Below are 20130 nucleotides of genomic sequence, written 5' to 3' on the forward strand. Positions count from 1 at the left end.
TGCCTCATAGACCGAGTCTATACCGGTGAAATTGCGTAATTCCCCTGCCCGCGCTTTCTTATACAATCCTTTCGGATCCCGCGCCTCGCAGATGGCCAGCGGGGTATCGACGAACACTTCGATAAAGCGTCCTTCCCCGAGGCGCTCGCGCACCATCTGCCGTTCCGCACGGTGCGGAGATATAAATGCCGTCAATACCACCAGCCCGGCATCGACCATCAGCCTGGCCACTTCGCCGACGCGGCGAATGTTCTCTTTGCGATCCTCATCGCTGAATCCCAGGTCGCTGCACAGGCCATGGCGCACGTTGTCACCGTCCAGCAGATAGGTGCTGACGCCGCGCTCATGCAGGGCCTCCTCCAGCGCCCCGGCGACGGTGGATTTACCCGACCCCGAAAGGCCGGTAAACCACAGCACCACGCCGCGATGGCCGTGATGCTGTTCCCGCTGCTGTTGGGTCACAGGGTGGGCATGCCAGACGACGTTTTCGTCATGCTGGGCCATTATTTGCCTCCCAGCAGGTCGCGGGCGTCCCAGTGCGGGAAATGTTTACGGATCAGCTGGTTCAGCTCCAGCTCGAAGGCGCTGTACTGTGATGCCGAAGTCGATGCCTGCAGGTGCGGCTCGTTGACCATCCCGGCGCCGACGGTGACGTTGGTCAGGCGATCGATAAAGATAAGCCCGCCGGTCACCGGGTTTTGCTGATACGGATCCAGCACTAAAGGTTCGTCAAAGGTCAGCTCCACCAGGCCGATGCCGTTCAGCGGCAGAGACTCGACTTCACGCTGGGTCAGGTTGTTAATATCGACCTGGTAGCGGATAGCGTCGACGCGAGCGCGGGTCTTCTTGCCGGCGATTTTGATGTCGTAGCTCTGGCCCGGGGTCAGCGGCTGTTCGGCCATCCACACCACGTCGATGCTGGCGCTCTGTACCGCCGGCAGCGAGGCTTGCGCGTCAACCAGCAGGTCGCCGCGACTGATGTCGATTTCATCTTTCAGCACAAGGGTAATGGCTTCGCCGGCGGCGGCTTCCTGCAGGTCGCCGTCGAAGGTGACGATACGCGCCACGCTCGATTCGACGCCCGACGGCAGCACCTTCAGACGCTGGCCAACCTGCACGGTACCGGAGGCGACTGTGCCGGAGAAGCCGCGGAAATCAAGGTTCGGACGGTTAACATACTGCACCGGGAAGCGCAGCGGCTGGCTCTCGACCACCCGCTGGATCTCCACGGTTTCGAGGACCTCCAGCAGCGTCGGGCCACTGTACCACGGCATATTCGCGCTCTGGCTGGCGACATTATCGCCTTCCAGCGCCGACAACGGCACAAAGCGGATATCAAGGTTGCCCGGCAGCTGCTCGGCAAAGGTCAGATAATCTTCCCGGATCTCGTTGAAGCGCGCTTCGCTAAACTCGACGAGATCCATTTTGTTGACCGCCACTACCAGGTGTTTAATGCCCAGCAGCGTCGAGATGAAGCTGTGACGGCGGGTCTGGTCGAGCACCCCCTTGCGCGCATCGATCAGCAGGATCGCCAGGTCGCAGGTGGACGCCCCAGTGGCCATATTACGCGTGTACTGCTCGTGCCCCGGGGTGTCGGCGATGATAAATTTGCGCTTTTCGGTCGAGAAGTAGCGATAGGCCACGTCGATGGTGATGCCCTGCTCGCGCTCAGCCTGCAGGCCGTCCACCAACAGCGCCAGGTCCAGTTTTTCGCCCTGGGTGCCGTGACGCTTGCTGTCGTTGTGCAGCGAAGAGAGCTGGTCTTCATAGATCTGGCGCGTATCGTGCAGCAGGCGGCCAATTAAGGTGCTTTTGCCGTCATCGACGCTGCCGCAGGTCAAAAAACGCAGCAGGCTCTTGTGCTGTTGCGCGTGCAGGTAAGCTTCTACGCCGCCTTCGTTGGCAATTTGTTGGGCAATGGTCGTGTTCATGGCGGCTCCTTAGAAATACCCCTGACGTTTCTTCAGCTCCATCGAGCCGGCCTGGTCGCGGTCAATGACGCGCCCCTGACGTTCGCTGGTGGTCGATACCAGCATCTCTTCAATAATTTCGGGTAGCGTCTGCGCTTCAGACTCCACCGCGCCGGTCAGCGGCCAGCAGCCGAGGGTACGGAAACGCACCATCCGTTTTTCAATCACCTCGCCCGGCTGCAGATCGATACGGTCGTCATCGATCATCATCAGCATACCGTCGCGCTCCAGCACCGGGCGCTCAGCGGCCAGATACAGCGGCACGATTTCAATATTTTCCAGATAGATGTACTGCCAGATATCCAGCTCGGTCCAGTTGGAGAGCGGGAAGACGCGGATGCTTTCGCCTTTGTTAATCTGGCCGTTGTAGTTGTGCCACAGCTCCGGACGCTGATTTTTCGGGTCCCAGCGGTGGAAGCGGTCGCGGAAGGAGTAGATGCGCTCTTTCGCGCGGGATTTCTCTTCGTCGCGACGCGCGCCGCCGAACGCGGCGTCAAAGCCGTATTTGTTCAGCGCCTGCTTCAGCCCTTCGGTTTTCATGATATCGGTATGCTTGGCGCTGCCGTGGACAAACGGGTTGATGCCCATCGCCACCCCTTCCGGGTTTTTATGCACCAGCAATTCACAGCCGTAGGCTTTAGCGGTCCGGTCGCGGAACTCATACATCTCACGGAATTTCCAGCCGGTATCGACGTGCAGCAGCGGGAACGGCAGGGTTCCCGGATAAAACGCTTTGCGCGCCAGATGCAGCATTACGCTGGAATCTTTCCCGATGGAGTACATCATTACCGGGTTAGAAAATTCGGCGGCCACCTCACGAATAATATGGATGCTTTCCGCCTCCAGTTGCCGCAGGTGAGTGAGTCGTTTTTGGTCCATAACCGTTCCTTAAGCCAGATTGACCACCGAAGCGTTAAACCCCTCGGCGGATGATGTATGTTGAAACCAGGCGAGCTGCTGATGCAGCTGCACCACTTCGCCTACCACCAGCAGGGCGGGCATCGGGGCGTCTTTCGCCAGGTGTTCGAGTTGTTGCAATGTGCCGGTTATCGTCTGCTGATCGTCACGGGTGCCACGGGAAATCACCGCCACCGGCGTGTCGCTGTCGCGACCGTGGGCGATCAGCTGGGCGCTGATTTCCGCTGCCTTCATGGTGCCCATGTAGATCGCCAGCGTTTGTTGGCTCTTCGCCAGCAGCGACCAGTCGAAGGGGGCGCTGTCCGGCTTATAGTGGCCGGTGACAAAGACGGCGCTTTGCGCATAATCGCGATGGGTCAGCGGAATACCGGCGTAGGCCGTCGCTCCGGCGGCTGCGGTGACGCCCGGCACCACCTGGAACGGGATCCCCGCCTCGGCGGCAGCCTGCAGCTCTTCTGCGCCGCGGCCAAAAATAAACGGATCGCCGCCCTTCAGGCGCACGACGGTTTTCCCCGCCTTCGCCGCCTCCACCAGCAGCTGATTGGTTTCATGCTGCGGCACCGAATGCTCGCCGGCGCGTTTGCCAACGCAGATCAGCTCGGCATCGCGGCGCACCAGCTCGAGAACCGGCTGAGTCACCAGATGATCGTGGAAAACCACGTCCGCCTGCTGGATCGCCTGCAGACCGCGAAGGGTCAGCAGCCCGGCATCGCCCGGCCCGGCGCCGACCAGAATAATTTCTCCCGTCTCACGTTCGGGCTTATCCAGCTCATCCTGCAGCGCCTTTTCCGCCTCCGCAGAGTTGCCCGCCACCATCAGGCTGGCGAAGCGGCCGGTAAAGACGCGCTCCCAGAAGCGGCGACGCGCTTCGGTAGTCGTCAGGCGGGTTTTCAGATGGTTGCGCCAGTAGCTTGCTGATTCCGCCAGCCGACCGAGATTCGTCGGCAGCAGCGCTTCGATTTTTTCACGCAGAATGCGCGACAACACCGGCGCTTTACCGCTGGAGGAGATCGCCACCAGCAGCGGCGAACGGTCGACGATAGAAGGGAAAACAAACGAGCACAGCGCCTGGTTATCCACCACGTTGACCAACCGGTAGCGCGCGTTAGCTGCCGCAAATACCCGCTGGTTAAGCGCCTCATCCTCGGTGGCCGCAATCACCAGAAAGACATCATCCACCAGCGAGTCGCTGAATTCCGTCGCCCGCCAGCTGAGTGCCTGGCGCGCAGCCAGATCGGCCAGCGCCGGTGACAGCGTTTCAGCGACCACCTGCACCTGCGCCTGGGCGCGCAGCAAGAACTTGATCTTACGTTCAGCAATCTCGCCGCCGCCGATCACCAGCACGGGCCTTTGTTTCAGTTCGGCAAAAAGGGGCAAGTAATCCACGGTGCAACAACTCTCTTACATTCAGCGATACTGCGACTATAGGGTGCGCCTTAGAGCAAATGAAATTACGAAATGGAATGAGTTGTGACACAAAGGAATAACGCGGCGGAAATACAAATATCAAAAAGTGCTTAACGCGCTATTTTTCCGCTATTTAAGAGCAATTGAAATTGTTTAACCGCGGTCACAGTTTCATACTGTACGCGTCAAATTGTCTTGTTCGTGTAAGGACCCCTTATGTTTTCCGCGTTGTGCCGCCGTCTGCTTCCGCTGGCGCTCGGCACCGGTTTTGTTTTTGCCGCCGCCCCCGCATTCAGCGCGCTGGGCGACACCGCCAGTAGCCAGGCCCGCCATATCGCCACCGTCTTCCCGGGACGAATGACCGGAACGCCGCCGGAAATGCTCTCAGCTGACTATCTGCGCCAGCAGTTCGCCCTGATGGGGTATCAGAGCGACGTGCGAAGCTTCAATACCCGCTATATCTATACCGACAGCAATCAGCGCAAGAACTGGCATAACGCCACCGGCAGTACGGTGATCGCCGCCCATGAAGGTAAAGTGCGCCAGCAGATTATTATCATGGCACACCTCGACACCTATGCGCCGCAGAGCGATAAAGACGTGGAGAACAACCTCGGCGGCCTGACGCTGCAGGGCATCGACGACAACGCGATGGGACTTGGCGTGTTGCTGGAGCTGGCGGAGCATTTAAAGAACGTCCCTACCCGCTATGGCATCCGCTTTATCGCCACCAGCGGTGAAGAGGAAGGCCGTCTCGGCGCGCAAAACCTGCTGCAGCGGATGAGCGAAGCGGAAAAGAAAAATACCCTGCTGGTGATCAATCTCGATAATCTGGTGGTGGGCGATAAGCTTTACTTCAACAGCGGCCGCAGCACGCCGGCCTCGGTGCGCAAGCTGACCCGCGATCGCGCGCTGGCTATCGCTCGCAGCAAGGGCATCGCCGCCTACACCAACCCGGGACTCAACCCGGCTTATCCGAAAGGCACCAGCTGCTGCAATGACGCCAGCGTCTTCGACAACGCCGGGATCCCGGTGCTGTCGGTCGAGGCGACTAACTGGTCACTCGGCAAAAAAGATGGCTATCAGCAGCGGAGCAAATCGGCCAGTTTCCCGCAGGGAACCAGTTGGCATGACGTCCAGCTGGATAATCAGCAGTATATCGACCACGCGCTGCCGGGGCGCATCGAACACCGCGGACGCGAGGTAGTGAAAGTCATGCTGCCGCTGGTGAAAGAGCTGGCGAAAGTGGAGAAGAAAAGCTAATACGCACAAAAGAACGCGCGGTATCGCCCGCGTGTTCTTTTTGAATTATCACTCAGAGGAAGAGCTAACAGCTTAACCCTCGTGCAATCCGCACTCGCGTTTAAGCCCGAAGAACCGGGTCTCTTCTTCTGCCATGCCCGGCTCCCACTTGCGGGTGGTGTGGGTATCGCCTACCGAGAGATAGCCCTGATCCCACAGCGGGTGGTACTTCAGCCCGTGCTTTTGCAGGTACTGATACACCGTGCGGTTATCCCAGTCGATAATCGGTAGCACCTTGAACACCCCGCGCTGGACCGCCAGCACCGGAAGCGTAGCCCGGCTGCCCGACTGCTCGCGGCGCAGACCGGCAAACCACGTCTGCGCGTTGAGCTCTTTCAGCGCCCGGTTCATCGGCTCAACCTTGTTGATCTCATTGTATTTCTCAATGCCCTCAACGCCCTGCTCCCACAGCTTGCCGTAGCGCGCCTCCTGCCAGGCTGCGCTTTCAGCCGCGCGGTAGACCTTCAGGTTCAGCTTGAGCTTGTCCGTCAGCTCGTCAATAAACTGATAGGTTTCCGGGAACAGGTAGCCGGTATCGGTGAGGATCACCGGAATGTCCGGGCGGATCTGATTCACCAGATGCAAACTTACCGCCGCCTGAATGCCAAAGCTCGACGACAGCACATAGTTTCCCGGCAGATTTTCCAGCGCCCACGCCACACGCCCTTCGGCGTCAAGCTTTTCCAGTTGGGCGTTGGTTTCCGCGAGTGCCAGAATGCGTTCCACTTTCGGCAATGCATTAAGCGCGTTTAGATCGAGTACGGACATATGAACCTCGTTTGCCTGTTTTGCCGGACGACACTGCGTTCGTCCGGCCTACGGGTTTCGCTGGCCCGGATCGCTACGCGCCACCGGGCACCAGGATGTTATTCCCAGAAATCGCGGGCTGGGTCGAGCACCGGGCGAATGATGCCCGCACGCACCGTAAAATCGCCGAAGCCTTCACCCGCTTCGCGCTCTTTCGCCCAGCGCCCTACCAGTTCGTCTAGCGAGTCGAGAATTTCCGACTCGGTAATATTCTCACGGTACATCCGCGGGATGCGGGTGCCGTTGCGGTTACCACCGATGTGCAGGTTATAGCGGCCCGGCGCTTTGCCCACCAGTCCCACTTCCGCCAGCATCGCGCGGCCGCAGCCGTTCGGGCAGCCGGTGACGCGGGTGACGATATGCTCATCGCTCACGCCGTGCTTGCTCATCACCCCTTCCACCTTGTCGATAAACGACGGCAGGAAACGCTCGGCTTCCGCCATCGCCAGCGGGCAGGTCGGGAAGGAGACGCAGGCCATCGAGTTTTCGCGCTGCGGGGTGACGGCATTCATCAGGCCATGATCCCGCGCGAGCTTCTCGATCCGCGCCTTCTGATCTTCCGGTACGCTGGCGACAATCAGGTTTTGGTTAGCGGTGATGCGGAATTCGCCTTGATGGATCTTAGCAATCTCCAGCAGGCCAGTCTTCAGCGGACGCCCCGGATAATCGAGAATGCGGCCGTTTTCAATAAACAGCGTCAGGTGCCACTTATCATCAATCCCCTTCACCCAGCCGATGCGATCGCCGCGGCCGGTAAATTCGTACGGGCGGATCGGCTCAAACTTAATGCCTGCCCGGCGCTCCACTTCCGCTTTGAAGGTTTCGACACCGACGCGCTCAAGGGTGTACTTGGTTTTCGCATTCTTACGGTCGGTACGGTTGCCCCAGTCGCGCTGGGTGGTCACAACCGCTTCCGCCACCGCCAGAGTATGCTCCAGCGGCAGATAACCGAATTCGCTCGCCGTGCGGGCGTAGGTTTTTTTGTTACCATGTTCGATAGAGAGACCGCCGCCCACCAGCAGGTTAAAGCCCACCAGCTTGCCGTTTTCGGCGATCGCCACGAAGTTCATGTCGTTGGCGTGCAGATCGATATCGTTCTGCGGCGGGATCACCACCGTGGTTTTAAACTTACGCGGCAGATAGGTCTGGCCGAGGATCGGCTCTTCGTCGGTAGTGGCGACCTTTTTCTGATCCAGCCAGATCTCGGCATAAGCGCGGGTACGCGGCAGCAGATGCTCGGAGATCTTTTTCGCCCACTCGTAGGCCTCAGCGTGCAGCTGCGACTCGTACGGGTTGGAGGTGCACAGCACGTTACGGTTCATATCGTTGGCGGTGGCCAGCGCGTCCAGCCCCACCGAGTGCAGCATCTGATGCACCGGCTTGACGTTCTTTTTCAGAATGCCGTGGAACTGAAAGGTCTGCCGGTTGGTCAGGCGAATACTGCCGTAAATGGTGTTCTCAGCGGCAAACTTATCGATCGCCTTCCACTGGGTGGTGGTGATCACCCCACCCGGCAGACGGCAGCGGAGCAGCATCGCATGACGCGGCTCCAGCTTCTGGGCGGCGCGCTCCGCGCGGATATCGCGATCGTCCTGCTGGTACATGCCGTGGAAACGGATCAGCAGGAAGTTATCGCCTTTAAAACCGCCGGTCAGACCGTCGTTTAAATCTTCCGCAATGGTGCCGCGCAGGTAGTTGCTCTCAAGCTTCATGCGCTCGGCATCGCTCAGTTTACCTTCGACCACTAAAGGCCCCGGATGTTTTTCGCTCATTAGTAGACATCTCGCTGATAACGGCGCTCAACGCGCAGCTCACTTAAAAATTCGTCCGCCGCTTCGGCGTCCATCGCGCCGTATTCGGCAATCACTTCCAGTAAGGTGTTTTCCACGTCCTTCGCCATACGATTGGCGTCCCCGCAGACATAAATGTGGGCGCCGTCATTGATCCAGCGCCACAGCTCGGCCCCCTGCTCGCGCAGTTTGTCCTGCACATAGATTTTTTGTTGTTGATCGCGGGACCAGGCCAGATCGATACGGGTCAGCAGACCTTCCTTCACATAGCTCTGCCACTCCACCTGATAGAGGAAATCTTCGGTGAAGTGCGGGTTGCCGAAGAACAACCAGTTCTTGCCTTGCGCTCCGTCCGCAGCGCGCTGCTGCATAAAGGCGCGGAACGGCGCAATACCGGTGCCCGGGCCAATCATGATCACCGGGGTCTCCGGGTTGGCTGGCAGACGGAAGTTGTCGTTGTGTTCGATAAAGACACGGACTTCGCCATCCTCTTCCACGCGGTCGGCGAGGAAGCTGGAGGCGCCGCCAGCCCGGGCGCGGCCTTCAATTTCATAGCGCACCACGCCCACGGTGACATGCACCTCGCTCTCCACTTCCGCCTGTGAGGAAGCAATGGAGTACAGGCGCGGCGTCAGCGGACGCAGCAGACCGATTAACGCCTCGGCGTCCAGCTGCGCCGGAGAGAAACGGACCATATCGACGATCGGCGTCGCGGCGGCATACTGCTGCAACTGAGCTTTATCGCCCACCAGCGGCAGCAGCGATTCGCTGCGCGTCAGGGTGGCGTAGTTTTCAACGATAGTCGCGGTGTTAACCGTCAGCTCAAAATGCCACTGCAGGGCTTCCGACAGCGGCAGAGTTTTGCCCTCAACGGTCACCGGCTCGTCGCCTTTCAGCCACAGCAGCTCCACCAGCTCTTTCACCAGCTGAGGATCGTTCTGGTACCAGACGCCCAGGGCGTCGCCCGGCTGATAGCGCAGACCGGAATCACCGAGGTCTATTTCGATATGGCGCACATCTTTTTCTGAATTGCGGCCGGTGATTTTCTGATTGACCGACAGGGTCGCCGTCAGGGGCGCTTCTTTGGTATATGGGCTGGTGTGAATATCGTTCACCGCGCCGCTGGTGGCCAGCTGAGCGGGCGCAGCGACCGGCGCACGGGCCTTCAGCGCCTCAACCACGCGCGCGCGCCATTCAGCGGCCGCGGCCTGATATTCAACGTCGGCATCAACGCGATCGAGCAGACGTTCCGCGCCGAGCTCGGCCAGCTTGTTGTCGAAATCTTTGCCGGACTGACAGAAAAATTCATAAGAGGTATCGCCGAGACCAAAGACGGCGAACGCGGTCCCGTCCAGCTTCGGCGCTTTCTTAGAGAACAGGAACTTATGCAATGCGACCGCTTCTTCCGGCGGCTCTCCTTCCCCCTGGGTGGACGTTACAACCACCAGCAGTTTTTCCGCAGCAATTTGTTTGAATTTATAATCGCCTGCATTCACCAGCTTCACGTTCAGCTTCGCCGCCAGCAGATCGTCACGCAGCGCTTCGGCGACGCGGCGGGCGTTGCCGGTTTGCGAGGCGGAAATCAGCGTGATCGTCGGTACCTCGGCGGCCGGGGCGGGGGCGGCTACCGCCGCGCCGGACTGCTGATTCAGCACGCCCCAGAAATAGCCAGATACCCAGGCGAGCTGAGTGGGCGTGAAGTCAGTGGTGGCCGCCTGAAGGCGCGCCAGTTGCTCCGGGTTGAGCGGTAGCAAGTTGGAAGGTGGGGCCTGTGTCGTCATGCGTCGTTTGTTCCAGTAAGCAAAGCTGTTATTCGCACCCTGTCAGCGCGACAAAAACAGAAGAGAATAGAAGGTTAACGGCGGGCATAGTAACAATTAAAGAAGGGATGGAAATAATAAATAACCAAATGGACTAACCTGTTTTAGTTGTAGTTATTAACAACAAAATCGATTAAATAAGCAATTGAAATATAAGAGATTAACTCAAATAAAGCAGATAAACATGTCCATTTTCTGTTCACGGCCGTTTTAGTTAATGCGAAAAAATGTACTTTCCGGTACCCTACGGCGGTTTTTTTCGTCCTGTTGAGAGTCAATGATGTCCACCACGCTGTTTAAAGATTTCACCTTCGAAGCCGCCCACAACCTGCCGCACGTCCCGGAAGGACACAAATGCGGTCGCCTGCATGGCCACTCCTTTATGGTGCGTCTGGAGATCACCGGTGAAGTCGCTCCCCATACCGGGTGGATCATGGATTTTGCCGAGCTGAAGGCCGCCTTTAAGCCGACATACGATCGCCTCGACCACTATTATCTGAACGATATAGTAGTGGGAAGCGATCTGTCGCTGGCCGTTGGGGAGGATGACGTCGGGATCGCGGGTGTTCATTTCCCAGTGCCAGCCCCATTGTCCGTTGCCGAGGGTTTCGGGCGACTCGAACCAGGGCATGTAGTGCATGTAGAGGCGTGTGGGGTTGGTTTTGGTGGCGAAAGCGGAGGTGGCAGCCAAGAGGCTGATCGCCAGGATCAGTGTGATTGGTGATACACGCATCGGCTGCACTCCGCGGAGGCTTGTGGGTCAGGCTTTTCGGCGTCGCGCGGCGAGGGTCGCGATGCCGAGTCCGAGGAGCGTGGCGGCGGTGGGTTCGGGGACGGGCGCGGTGGCACCGAAGTTGGTGGCGAGGATGGAAAGGTCGATCAGGTCGACGGCGGTGTCGCCATTGAAGTCGCCGTCTGCGAAGGTGGCGGTGCCGGTGGTGCCGAAGTTGGTTGCGAGGATAGAGAGATCGATGAGGTCGACGACCAGGTCGCCATTGGCGTCGCCTGGGAATTCGGTGACGACGCCGCCGACGAGCCGTATTTCGTCGAAGGTAACGCTATAGGGCAGGAAGCTGCCGCCTGAGTCGATCTGGAGATGGAAGAAGCTGAGGTCGGAGAGGTCGAGGCCTGAGGTAGCACCGGGGTTGGAGACAGTGAAGAAGTCGTCGACGCTGACGGAGAGCGTATAGCTTTCGCCGGGGAGGAGGCCGAACCATCCGGTGAATTCACCGGCGGGCTGGCCGTAGTTCTGCTGGGTGATGTCTTCATCGACGAGGATGGCCAGGACGCCTAGTCCGGCGATGGGGTCGGCTGCGTTGATGGTGACATCGAGTTCGAGTGTGGTTTCGCCGGTTGCGTCGATGTTGGGACTGATGTCGAAGAATCCGCCGCCAAATCCTATGGCTTCGACGGTGTAGTCATCGGGTCCGGAGGTGATGTTGGCGCTGGGGAGGAGCCAGGAGGCGTATGTGCCGGTGAGGTTGAAGTCAGTGAAGTCTGAGAGGAGGGTGTCGGCTTTGGCGCTGTGTGCGGTTGCGAGCAAAGCGGCGGTCAGGGCGGTGGATGCTGCGAGGCGGGTGTTCATGTCTGTTCTCCGGTGCTGTGCCTGAGGCGTGTTGGAATCGATGACTCTTGCTGAGAAGAACCTGTGAGACGGTGACGTGGTTGCGGGTGCCACCTCGATAAAGATAGCTTAATTGCTATATTTAATTCGTCAAGCGGTTTCTCGGGAAGAAGTGGCGGGCCATCGGATTCCGGTTGCACCGGCTGGCGGGCGATTACGCCTAAGTTATTGATATGAAGGGGCTTTGCGAAGCCTGCAGTTTGCTGCCGAGCATGTCCCAGCTGGTAGGTTTGAGGTCGATGGTTTGGGTCTGAGTGGTGCTGCCGGCGGTTGAGAGGGTGATCTGGCGGGCTTTTGTGTACCAGATGAAGCGGACCCGGATGGGGCCGAAGCCGGTTGCCTGGGGCGTGGCCTGGATGTGCGAGCGGCCGTTTTTCTGGCGGACGGTGAAGGTCAGTGAGGTTCGTTTGCCGTCGCGGTAGGCATAGCTGAGTCCGTCATCGGCGTGGTAGGTGTAGGTCGCGGACTTGGTGTTTTTCGGGCTGAAGAAGAGATGGAGTTCGATCTCGTTGAGTGGGGTGTGGTTGTCTCTGGGCTGGCCGGGGCGCACGGGGATGATGGCGCCGTCGCGGATATAGAGCGGTGTAGCTTCGGGTTGTGGTTTGGTGGTGAGGCGTCGGTTGCCTTTGAGCCATTTGCCGGTTTGGGCATCGAACCAGTTGCCTGCGGGCAGGACGACCTGGCGGCTGGTTTGGTTTTCGTTGAGCAGGGGTGCCTGCATGATGGTGGGTCCGATGGAGAACTGGTCGTCGATGCGATCGAGTGGGAGGGAGCGTGTGCTTCTGTGGTCGTAGAAGAGGGGTCGGAGGATGGCTTCACCGGTTTGTTCATGCTCGACGAAGAGGTTGTAGAGGTATGGGAGGAGTTTGTAGCGGAGGCGTATGTATCGGCGGATGGTGCGGAGGGTCTTGCCGCCGAATGCCCACGGTTCCTGGTCTTTGGTTCCCTTGACGGTGTGGTTGCGGAGGACGGGGAAGAGGCAACCTGCCTTGTACCAGGCGACGGCGAGTTCGGGTGTGGCGTCGCCGCCGAAGCCGGGGACGTCGGGTCCGTTGAAGGGGAGGCCGGAGAGGGCGAGGTTGAGGCTGGTGGGGATGGCGGTTTTGAGGTGGTGCCAGTTGCTGAAGTTGTCGCCTGTCCATGCTGCGGCGTAGCGGTTGATGGAGGTGAAGCCGCTGCGGGTGAGGATGAAGGGCCGTTGGTCGGGTCGGTTGGCGAGGAAGCCGTCGAAGGTGGCTTTGGCCATGCCGAGGGCGTATTGGTTGTGGTAGGCGGCGTGTTCGATCTTGCCCTGGTTGAAGAGCATCTCGCCGTTTTCGGAGAGTCCGGTGGAGGGGTCGTTCATGTCGATCCAGGCACCTTCGATGCCGAGTCCTGCGGTGGCTTTGTCGACCCAGTTGCTCCACCAGTCGCGGGCTTGCGGGATGGAGTAGTCGGGGAAGACGGTGGTGCCGGGCCAGACGAAGCCGACATATTCGCCGCCTGCCGGGTTGTGGCAGAAGATGTCGTGTTTTTTGCCGGACTGGTAGACGTCGTAGTCGGGATCGCGTTTGACGCCTGGATCGAGGATGGGGACGACGCGTTGGCCGCGGTCGTGGATGTTGCGGATCTGCTTTTCGGCTTTGGGCCAGTGTTTGCTGTTGAAGGTGAAGACGCGGTAGCCGCGCATGTAGTCGATATCGAGCCAGAGTCCGTCGTTGGGGATTTTGTGTTTGCGGAAGTTCTGGTCGAGGTGGTCGAGGTCTTTGTAGCTGGCGTAGCCCCATCGGCACTGGTGGTGGCCGAGTGACCAGAGGGGCGGGGTGGGTGTGGTGCCGACGAGTCGCTGGAGTTTGCGGGTGAGTTCGGGGAGGGTGGGTCCGGTGAGGAAGTAGACTTCTGGGACGCCGTCGGGCGAGCCGATGAAGAAGCGGGTGTCGTCGGCTTCGGCGTCGGCATCGTTCTGGTCAGCGATGCGTACTCTGGGGTTGGTGGACATGAAGACGGCGTAGGGGTTGTTGACGAGGATGCCGGCGTAGTTACCCCCCTGCTGGACGATCATGTAGGGGATGGAGAGGTACATGGGGTCGGGTGAGCCGTGTACGACCTGGGCCATGTTGAAGTCGGCCCAGACGTCGGTGTTCCAGAACTTAGTGTGTTTTTCGGAGAGTTCGAGGCCGAGGGTTTTTTCGCCCATGCCGTAGAAGCGCATGCGTGGATCGAAGCTGAACTGCATGATCCAGGCCTGGCCGGAGACGCCGAAGCTGCGGCCGGGGTAGGAGGCGAGGAGTGGCTTGCCGTTGGGGGCGTTAAGGGTGATTCCGTTTCGGTTGTCGAAGGTGGCTTCGGATGGTTGTGAGCGGTCGAAGGCTTTGGGTTCGAGTTCGGCCTGGCTGTGTTGTGGTGCCCAGCGTCGGTTGGTGATGTCGAGGCGGTGCACGCTTTCGCCGAGGTGCTGCCAGCGGATCCTGAACTGATCCTTGCCGATCTGGAAGCGGTCTTTGGCTGGTTGGCGGCGTTCGGGGAAGGCGAAGTTCTCGGGTTGGTGGCACTTGTTGAAGTACATGCTGGTCTCGTGTGGGTGGTTGTCTTGGGCTTTGTAGGTATAGCATCCCTGCGAGTTTCCGGCAGGCGGGGTGGGCGGATCATGGGATTGATGTGTGGAGGATTCCCGGGGGTGAGCGTGGGAGCCTCTGAGGGGTGTGCGTGTATGGCGTAGATTACGGATTGTTCTTTTCGTTTCACGGAGTCTTGCGTTGACCGAGACGTCTGCTTACAGCCTTGGTGTTGATTACGGGACCAACAGTGTGCGGGCGCTGGTGGTTGATACGGGTACGGGCGAGGAGCTTGCGACGGCGGTGTTCAATTACCCCACGGGTGAGGCGGGGATTCTGTTGGATGCTTCGGATCCGAATCTTGCGCGGCAGCATCCGCAAGATTACATCGACGGTTTTTTTGAGGCTGTGGGTGAGGCGCTTGCGGCTGCGGATTCGATCTCTGGTTTTTCGCGGGACCGGGTGGTTGGGATTGGCGTGGATGCGACGGGTTCGAGTCCGATTCCGGTGGATCGTTCGGGGATGCCTTTGGCGCTGGATGCTGTGTGGCGGGATGATTTGGCGGCTCAGTGCTGGCTCTGGAAGGATCACACGTCGCATGCCGAGGCGGCGGAGATCACGGCGTTGGCGATGGAGCGGGGCGAGCCTTATCTGGCGCTTTGTGGGGGGACGTATTCCTCGGAGTGGTACTGGTCGAAGATTCTTCGCTGCGAGCGGACGTCGCCTGAGGTGGCGGAGGCGGCTTACGGCTGGGTGGAGTTTGCGGATTTTGTGCCGGGGTATCTGACGGGCCGGACGGACCCGGACACGATGGCGCGTGGGATCTGTGCGGCGGGGCACAAGGCGATGTTTCATGAGCGATGGGGCGGGCTGCCGTCGGCGGCGTTTTTGGATGCGCTCTCGCCTGGCTTGTCGCGGTACCGTGAGCGGTATGGGGCGACGCCGAGGCCATCGAGTGAGGTGGCGGGTGGTTTGAAGGCGTCGTTTGCGGAGCGTTTGAGGCTGCGGGCTGAGTTGCCGGTGGCGATCGGTGCGCTGGATGCGCATCACGGCGCGGTGGGTTCGGGTGTGAAGGCGGGGACGATGGTGAAGATCATCGGGACGAGCACGTGCGACATCATGACGGCTTCGATGTCGGAAGCGCTTGCGGATATTCCTGGGGTTTGCGGGATTGTGCCGGAGTCGGTGCTGCCTGGGGCTTACGGGATTGAGGCGGGTCAGTCGGCGGTTGGGGATTTGTTCAACTGGTTCGTGAAGCATCTGGGGCCGGGGGGCTCGGATGCTCATGAGCGGTTGACGGCAGCGTCGGAGGGTTTGCTGCCTGGCGAGTCCGGTCTGCTGGCGCTGGATTGGAACAACGGGAATCGGACGGTGCTGGTTGATCCTCTGCTGTCGGGTCTGATGGTGGGTCAGACGTTGCACACGACGGCGGCTGAGATGTACCGGGCGTTGATTGAGGCGACGGCTTTCGGGTCGCTGGCGATCATCGAGCGGATTGAGGCTCATGGTGTTGCGGTGGAGGCCGTGGTGATGTGTGGCGGGATCGCGGAGAAGAATGCGATGGCGATGCAGATCTATGCGGATGTGCTGAATCGTCCGATTCGGATTGCGCGGTCGGGTCAGGCCTGTGCGTTGGGGGCGGCGGTTTTTGGAGCGGTGGTGGGTGGGGCGCACGCTGATACTGACGCGGCGGTGGCTGCGATGACGGGTACGAAGGATGTGGTTTACGAGCCGGATTCTGAGCGTGTGGCTGCGTATCGCGCGTTGTATGGCCTGTACCTGAGGCTGCACGATGCGTTTGGCGGCGTCAGCGAGAAGGCTGAGTTGGGGTCGGTGATGAAATCGTTGATTTCGATTCGTGATCGGGCGAGGCGTTCGTGGGGGTCGTGACTGTTTGTCTTCAAGCTAATTGAGTTGTCTTACTGGGATTTTTTGAGCGTGGCTTCTTTTGGTCGCTGCAGAAGAACATGACTGATTACCGTGTACCGAGGCCGGCGTCGTTGGCGGCTGTTCCGCCCAAGACGGTGGTGATGATCGCTAGTGGCGACCTGCGTGACTCTGCGAACGTGACGTGCTGGCCGGCGCAGCAGGCGCTGGAGGCGGAGGCGAGGGCTGCTTTTGAAGCGCTGGGTTGGCGGGTTGAGCGTGCTCATGGCGAGGTGTCAACGGCTGAGGGTGTGCACGGGTTCATCAGCAGTCAGAAGCATGGGCGGGAGGTGTTTGCGGGGATTCATCCGGATGCGCCGCTGGTGGTCGCGGAGGCGGTTTGGCAGTACAGCCATCATGTGCTGGTGGGTTTGCTGCGGCATCGCGGGCAGGTTCTGATTCTTGCGAACTGGTCGGGGACGTGGCCTGGTCTGGTGGGTGCGTTGAATCTTCGGGGCTCGTTGACGAAGGCGGGTCGTGAGGCGTCGCTGCTCTGGGGTGCGGACTTCGGTGAGGCTGGGTTCCGGGAGAAGCTGAGGGCGTGGTGTGAGACCGGTCGGATTGTTCATGACCTGAGTCACGTAGCGCGGCTGGATGCTGAGGCTTTGCCGAAGAAGGAGTTGGAGCTTGGGCGTGCGCTTGCGGGTGAGCTTCGGGCGTATCCGGCGATTATGGGTGTGTTTGATGAGGGGTGTATGGGGATGTAGAATGCGATCGTCCTGGATCATCTGCTTAACCCGACGGGGGTTTACAAGGAGCGGCTATCGCAATCGGCTCTTTACTATGCGATGACGCGGGTGGCAGATGATGAGGCTCAGGCGGTGCGGGACTGGTATGACCGTCAGGGCATGGTTTTTGAGACGGGTACCGATGAGGCGACCGAGCTGACGGAGGGGCAGATTCTGGATCAGTGCCGGATGTATGTGGCGGCTGTGCGACTGGCTGAGGCTTTCGGTTGCGATGCGATCGGGATTCAGTATCAGCAGGGTTTGAAGGATCTGGCTCCGGCGAGCGATCTGGTTGAGGGGACGCTGAACTGTTCGATTCGGCCGCCTGTGACAGGTCGGGATGGGAAGCCGATTCGCGAGGGGCAGCCGATCACTCACTTCAACGAAGTGGATGAGTGCGCGGGCCTGGACGGGCTGATTACGCAGCGTGTGTGGTCGGCGATGGGTATGTTGCCAGACAATACGCTGCACGATCTGAGGTGGGGTGATGCGGATCGTAGTGGCACCACGGATGAGTACGTGTGGGTGTTTGAGATCTCCGGCAGTGTTCCGCCGACGCATTTTGAGGAGGGCTGGGCGGGAGCGACGAGTGAGAGGCAGCCGCCTATGTACTTCCGTTTAGGCGGCGGGAGTATCAAAGGGGTGTCGAAGGCAGGTGAGTGTGTGTGGTCGCGGGTTTATGTGCAGGATGATGCGTTGCACATGGACCTAGGGCGGTGCAAGGCGATTGATCTTCCTGAGGCGGAGACGCAGCGCCGGTGGGAGAATACGACGAGCCAGTGGCCGATCATGCACGCGGTAACTTACGGCGTGAGTCGTGACCAGATGATGGCCAGGCATCAGAGCAACCACATTCAGCTTGTTTACGCGGATGATGCTGCCTCGGCCGATCGAGCTGCAGCGGCTAAGGCGGCGATGGCTGAGGCGATGGGGATCCGTGTGCAGCTGTGTGGCACGGATGGTGAGGGGCGAGCGTTGGGTGAGGCATTGGCGGCTTTGTGAGGGCGGGGAGGCTGTCCTGATCGGCGTCATTCGCGGCTGGGGCGGAGTTGTACGTCGCTGAGGCGTGTGCCTTGTGCCTGTTCCTGCAGATTTTGTGTGATCTGAACCATCAGGCCGAGGTCGTGCCAGCCGGCGTCTTTATTCAAGAGGCCATCGTTGACTAGGCGGATGGCGTAGACGGGGCGGTTGCATAGTGTGGGTGCGGCCTCGTTTTGCCTGAACGTATCTCCCTTCAGGACAGCGCCCGCTCCTTGAAAGGGACGCGGGCTGCCTTTCGCCAAGCCAACATGAGGGCCTTTAGATGTTGACGACGCGATCTACTGGATCGAGTCATTGCTCGGGAGCAGGATTAGGTATGCGGATCTTGATCGGTCAATCGATCTGATTGATCTATTGATTCTCGCCTCGAGTTTCTTTGAGCTTGGCGTTTACACGGATGGAGACTTCAACCTGAGCGGGGTCGTCAATCTCGTTGATCTCTCGCTGCTTGCGACCAACTTCGGGTTTACGGCCGAGAGCGTTACTGAGCCAGCCGTAGTTGCCGGACTGGGCCTGCTCGTGGTGGCCTTCAGACATCGACAGAACAACTCGTTAGATTGAGCATCTCTTATCTTGGGAGTATTTCTTGATCCACGGCATCAGCTATTGGTCCCTCGAGCACGGGCTCGCGAACACGCGTCCTGTCGATGCGGCCATTGCAGAGGCAGAGCGTGCTGGCTTTGACGCTCTTGAGCTGCGTGTTAGTCCAGAAAGCGTGATTTGCCCTGATCTGAATGATGATGAATGTCTGACCGTCCGCGAGCAGATCGCAGCCACGCCGCTGGTGATCGAGACGCTCGCGAGGGGCATGAGCTGGGCGTACAACCCGACGTCGATCTCTCATTCGTTTTAGTGATTTTACTCACCACGGAGTTGAAGCATGATTAAGGTAGGCGTTTGCGGCCTCGGCATGATGGGCAACACTCATCTTGATGCGTATACGCGTCTTGAAGGCGTTGAGGTAGCGGCTGTGGCCGATGCCAATCCTGATCGGTTATCCGGGTCGGAGAAGGCGGGCGGGAACATCGAGGGGCAGGCGCAGGGTGGTTTTGACCTGCAGAAGGTCAAGCGCTACACGGATGCGAAAGAGCTGATTGATGACCCTGATATCGACGTTGTGGATATCTGCCTGCCTACGCCTGCGCATCTGCGTTTCGCGATCCAGGCCCTTGATGCCGGCAAGCATGTTTTGATCGAGAAGCCATTGGCGCGTACGTCTGACCAGGCGCGTCAACTCGTTGAGGCCGCGGACCGTGCCGCCGGCCTGTCGATGGTCGCGATGTGTATGCGTTTCTGGCCGGGCTGGTCCTGGCTCAAAGAGACAATCGACGACAAGACTTACGGTCGTGTTCAGGCTGCGACGTTCCGTCGGGTTGCGTCGCACCCTGGTGGGGCCTTCTATCTTGATGGCGATGCGTGTGGCGGAGCAGCGCTTGATCTGCACATTCATGACACCGACTTTGTTCAGTACTGCTTTGGCATGCCGCGTGCTGTTAGCAGTCGGGGCTATTCGTCGTTGACGCATAAGATCGACCATATCACCACGCAGTATCACTATGACGGCATCCCGCTTGTTGTCGCTGAAGGTGGTTGGGCCATGGCGAAGTCGTTTCCATTCACGATGCAGTACGCCGTGAACTTCGAGAGGGCCACTGCGGTCTTCGACCTTGCTGCTGAGGAGCCGCTGACCATTTATTATGGGGACGGCGGCAGCGAGGCTATCTCTCTCGATCCCGGCATGGGTTACGAGCATGAGCTCGCCTACTTCATCAGGTGCATCAAGGAGGGTTCAGAGCCTACAGCGGTCACGCTGCGTGATGCGTCGCTGGCCCTGCGGATTGTTGAAGCTGAAGTTGAGAGTGCACGCAGCGGTCAGGTGGTTGAGGTTGCGTCTGCGGCTGTCTAGTTATGCTTCCAGTATCGTGATTCAGGAGCATCCGGTGGCCGAGGTGGCTGAATCGATGCCTCGGCGGCTGTTGTCACTTGATGTTTATCGCGGGCTGACCATGCTGCTTCTGATGGCCGAGGGGCGGGAGTGTCTGCGGCCATCATTCGTTTGAGCATCCTGCTATTCAGGCGCTTGCCTTCCACTGGCTGCGTCCTCGTGTCGGTTTTTTTACGGAAGGCTTTCTCGGACCGGTCGGTCTAGCTGGTCCGTTGCTGATGCTTGCCACGGCCCTTCTGACGTGGTTCGTCCTCTGGTATCTCTGCTTCTGGCTGTATCGTCATCGGATCTATATCCGAGTCTGACTGAACCTTGTGA

The 20130-nt window shown here is 59.5% G+C and carries 15 protein-coding genes and 2 pseudogenes; 7 read left to right on the top strand and 10 right to left on the bottom strand.

Translation table 11 applies throughout. The annotated features are described in order from the left end of the window. The 4 genes from cysC to cysG all read right to left on the bottom strand — a co-directional run. Window positions 1–504 (bottom strand): adenylyl-sulfate kinase (gene cysC, locus ACQZAB_RS00220; RefSeq protein WP_428386176.1); only part of this gene is annotated, 504 nt, incomplete at its 3' end. Further along, window positions 504–1931: a sulfate adenylyltransferase subunit CysN gene (gene cysN / locus ACQZAB_RS00225; protein WP_004181094.1), complete on the bottom strand. Its 1428-nt coding sequence runs from the start codon at window positions 1929–1931 to the stop codon at window positions 504–506. The genes cysC and cysN, both read right to left, overlap by 1 nt. 9 nt (window positions 1932–1940) lie before the next feature. Further along, the gene (gene cysD, locus ACQZAB_RS00230; protein WP_002915160.1) at window positions 1941–2849 is read right to left on the bottom strand and encodes a sulfate adenylyltransferase subunit CysD; all 909 of its coding nucleotides are present in this window, start codon (window positions 2847–2849) and stop codon (window positions 1941–1943) included. Between the two features lie 9 nt (window positions 2850–2858). After that, the gene (gene cysG, locus ACQZAB_RS00235) at window positions 2859–4265 is read right to left on the bottom strand and encodes a siroheme synthase CysG (protein WP_004217556.1); all 1407 of its coding nucleotides are present in this window, start codon (window positions 4263–4265) and stop codon (window positions 2859–2861) included. Between the two features lie 246 nt (window positions 4266–4511). On the opposite strand from cysG, the gene ACQZAB_RS00240 reads away from it, so the two are divergent. After that, a complete protein-coding gene (locus tag ACQZAB_RS00240) occupies window positions 4512–5558 on the top strand; it encodes an aminopeptidase (protein WP_004174643.1) in 1047 nt (348 codons plus the stop codon). 72 nt (window positions 5559–5630) lie between these two features. On the opposite strand, the gene cysH is transcribed toward ACQZAB_RS00240, so the two are convergent. The 3 genes from cysH to cysJ all read right to left on the bottom strand — a co-directional run bounded on the left by cysH (window position 5631) and on the right by cysJ (window position 9975). After that, a complete protein-coding gene (cysH, locus tag ACQZAB_RS00245) occupies window positions 5631–6365 on the bottom strand; it encodes a phosphoadenosine phosphosulfate reductase (RefSeq protein ID WP_002915177.1) in 735 nt (244 codons plus the stop codon). 98 nt (window positions 6366–6463) lie between these two features. After that, the gene (gene cysI / locus ACQZAB_RS00250; protein ID WP_004900203.1) at window positions 6464–8176 is read right to left on the bottom strand and encodes an assimilatory sulfite reductase (NADPH) hemoprotein subunit; all 1713 of its coding nucleotides are present in this window, start codon (window positions 8174–8176) and stop codon (window positions 6464–6466) included. Then, a complete protein-coding gene (gene cysJ / locus ACQZAB_RS00255; protein ID WP_004151065.1) occupies window positions 8176–9975 on the bottom strand; it encodes an NADPH-dependent assimilatory sulfite reductase flavoprotein subunit in 1800 nt (599 codons plus the stop codon). The genes cysI and cysJ overlap by 1 nt, the downstream gene beginning before the upstream one ends. Window positions 9976–10291: 316 nt before the next feature. On the opposite strand from cysJ, the pseudogene ACQZAB_RS00260 reads away from it, so the two are divergent. After that, window positions 10292–10522, top strand: a pseudogene (locus ACQZAB_RS00260) (6-carboxytetrahydropterin synthase); the annotation flags it as partial. A gap of 252 nt (window positions 10523–10774) precedes the next feature. Here ACQZAB_RS00260 and ACQZAB_RS00265 read toward each other — a convergent pair. Both ACQZAB_RS00265 and ACQZAB_RS00270 read right to left on the bottom strand, forming a co-directional pair. Beyond that, entirely contained in the window at window positions 10775–11599 is an 825-nt protein-coding gene (locus tag ACQZAB_RS00265; RefSeq protein WP_428386178.1) for a PEP-CTERM sorting domain-containing protein, read from the bottom strand. A gap of 199 nt (window positions 11600–11798) precedes the next feature. Further along, complete coding sequence (locus tag ACQZAB_RS00270) at window positions 11799–14183, bottom strand: TIM-barrel domain-containing protein (protein WP_428386179.1); 2385 nt, start codon at window positions 14181–14183, stop codon at window positions 11799–11801. A 190-nt stretch (window positions 14184–14373) separates the two neighbouring features. Between ACQZAB_RS00270 and ACQZAB_RS00275 the strand changes: the two genes are divergently transcribed. Both ACQZAB_RS00275 and ACQZAB_RS00280 read left to right on the top strand, forming a co-directional pair. Next, window positions 14374–16062: a ribulokinase gene (locus ACQZAB_RS00275; RefSeq protein ID WP_428386180.1), complete on the top strand. Its 1689-nt coding sequence runs from the start codon at window positions 14374–14376 to the stop codon at window positions 16060–16062. Window positions 16063–16139: 77 nt separating this feature from the next. Continuing rightward, window positions 16140–17828 (top strand): annotated as a pseudogene (locus ACQZAB_RS00280) (fucose isomerase). 390 nt (window positions 17829–18218) lie between these two features. Here the strand turns inward: ACQZAB_RS00280 and ACQZAB_RS00285 are convergent. Further along, on the bottom strand, window positions 18219–18404 hold the full coding sequence (locus ACQZAB_RS00285; RefSeq protein WP_428386181.1) for a hypothetical protein: 186 nt from the start codon (window positions 18402–18404) through the stop codon (window positions 18219–18221). 49 nt (window positions 18405–18453) lie between these two features. Between ACQZAB_RS00285 and ACQZAB_RS00290 the strand changes: the two genes are divergently transcribed. Genes ACQZAB_RS00290 through ACQZAB_RS00300 form a run of 3 tightly spaced genes read left to right on the top strand, consistent with a single transcriptional unit; the run spans window position 18454 to window position 19927 of the window. Continuing rightward, complete coding sequence (locus ACQZAB_RS00290; RefSeq protein ID WP_428386182.1) at window positions 18454–18720, top strand: hypothetical protein; 267 nt, start codon at window positions 18454–18456, stop codon at window positions 18718–18720. 27 nt (window positions 18721–18747) lie between these two features. Then, window positions 18748–19773, top strand: coding sequence for a Gfo/Idh/MocA family protein (locus ACQZAB_RS00295; protein WP_428386183.1), 1026 nt, complete (start codon window positions 18748–18750; stop codon window positions 19771–19773). 16 nt (window positions 19774–19789) lie between these two features. Continuing rightward, window positions 19790–19927, top strand: coding sequence for a hypothetical protein (locus ACQZAB_RS00300; RefSeq protein WP_428386184.1), 138 nt, complete (start codon window positions 19790–19792; stop codon window positions 19925–19927). The last annotated feature ends 203 nt before the right edge of the window (window positions 19928–20130 follow it).

Source organism: Mucisphaera sp., assembly GCF_965279675.1.
In the GTDB taxonomy this organism is placed as follows: domain Bacteria; phylum Planctomycetota; class Phycisphaerae; order Phycisphaerales; family Phycisphaeraceae; genus Mucisphaera.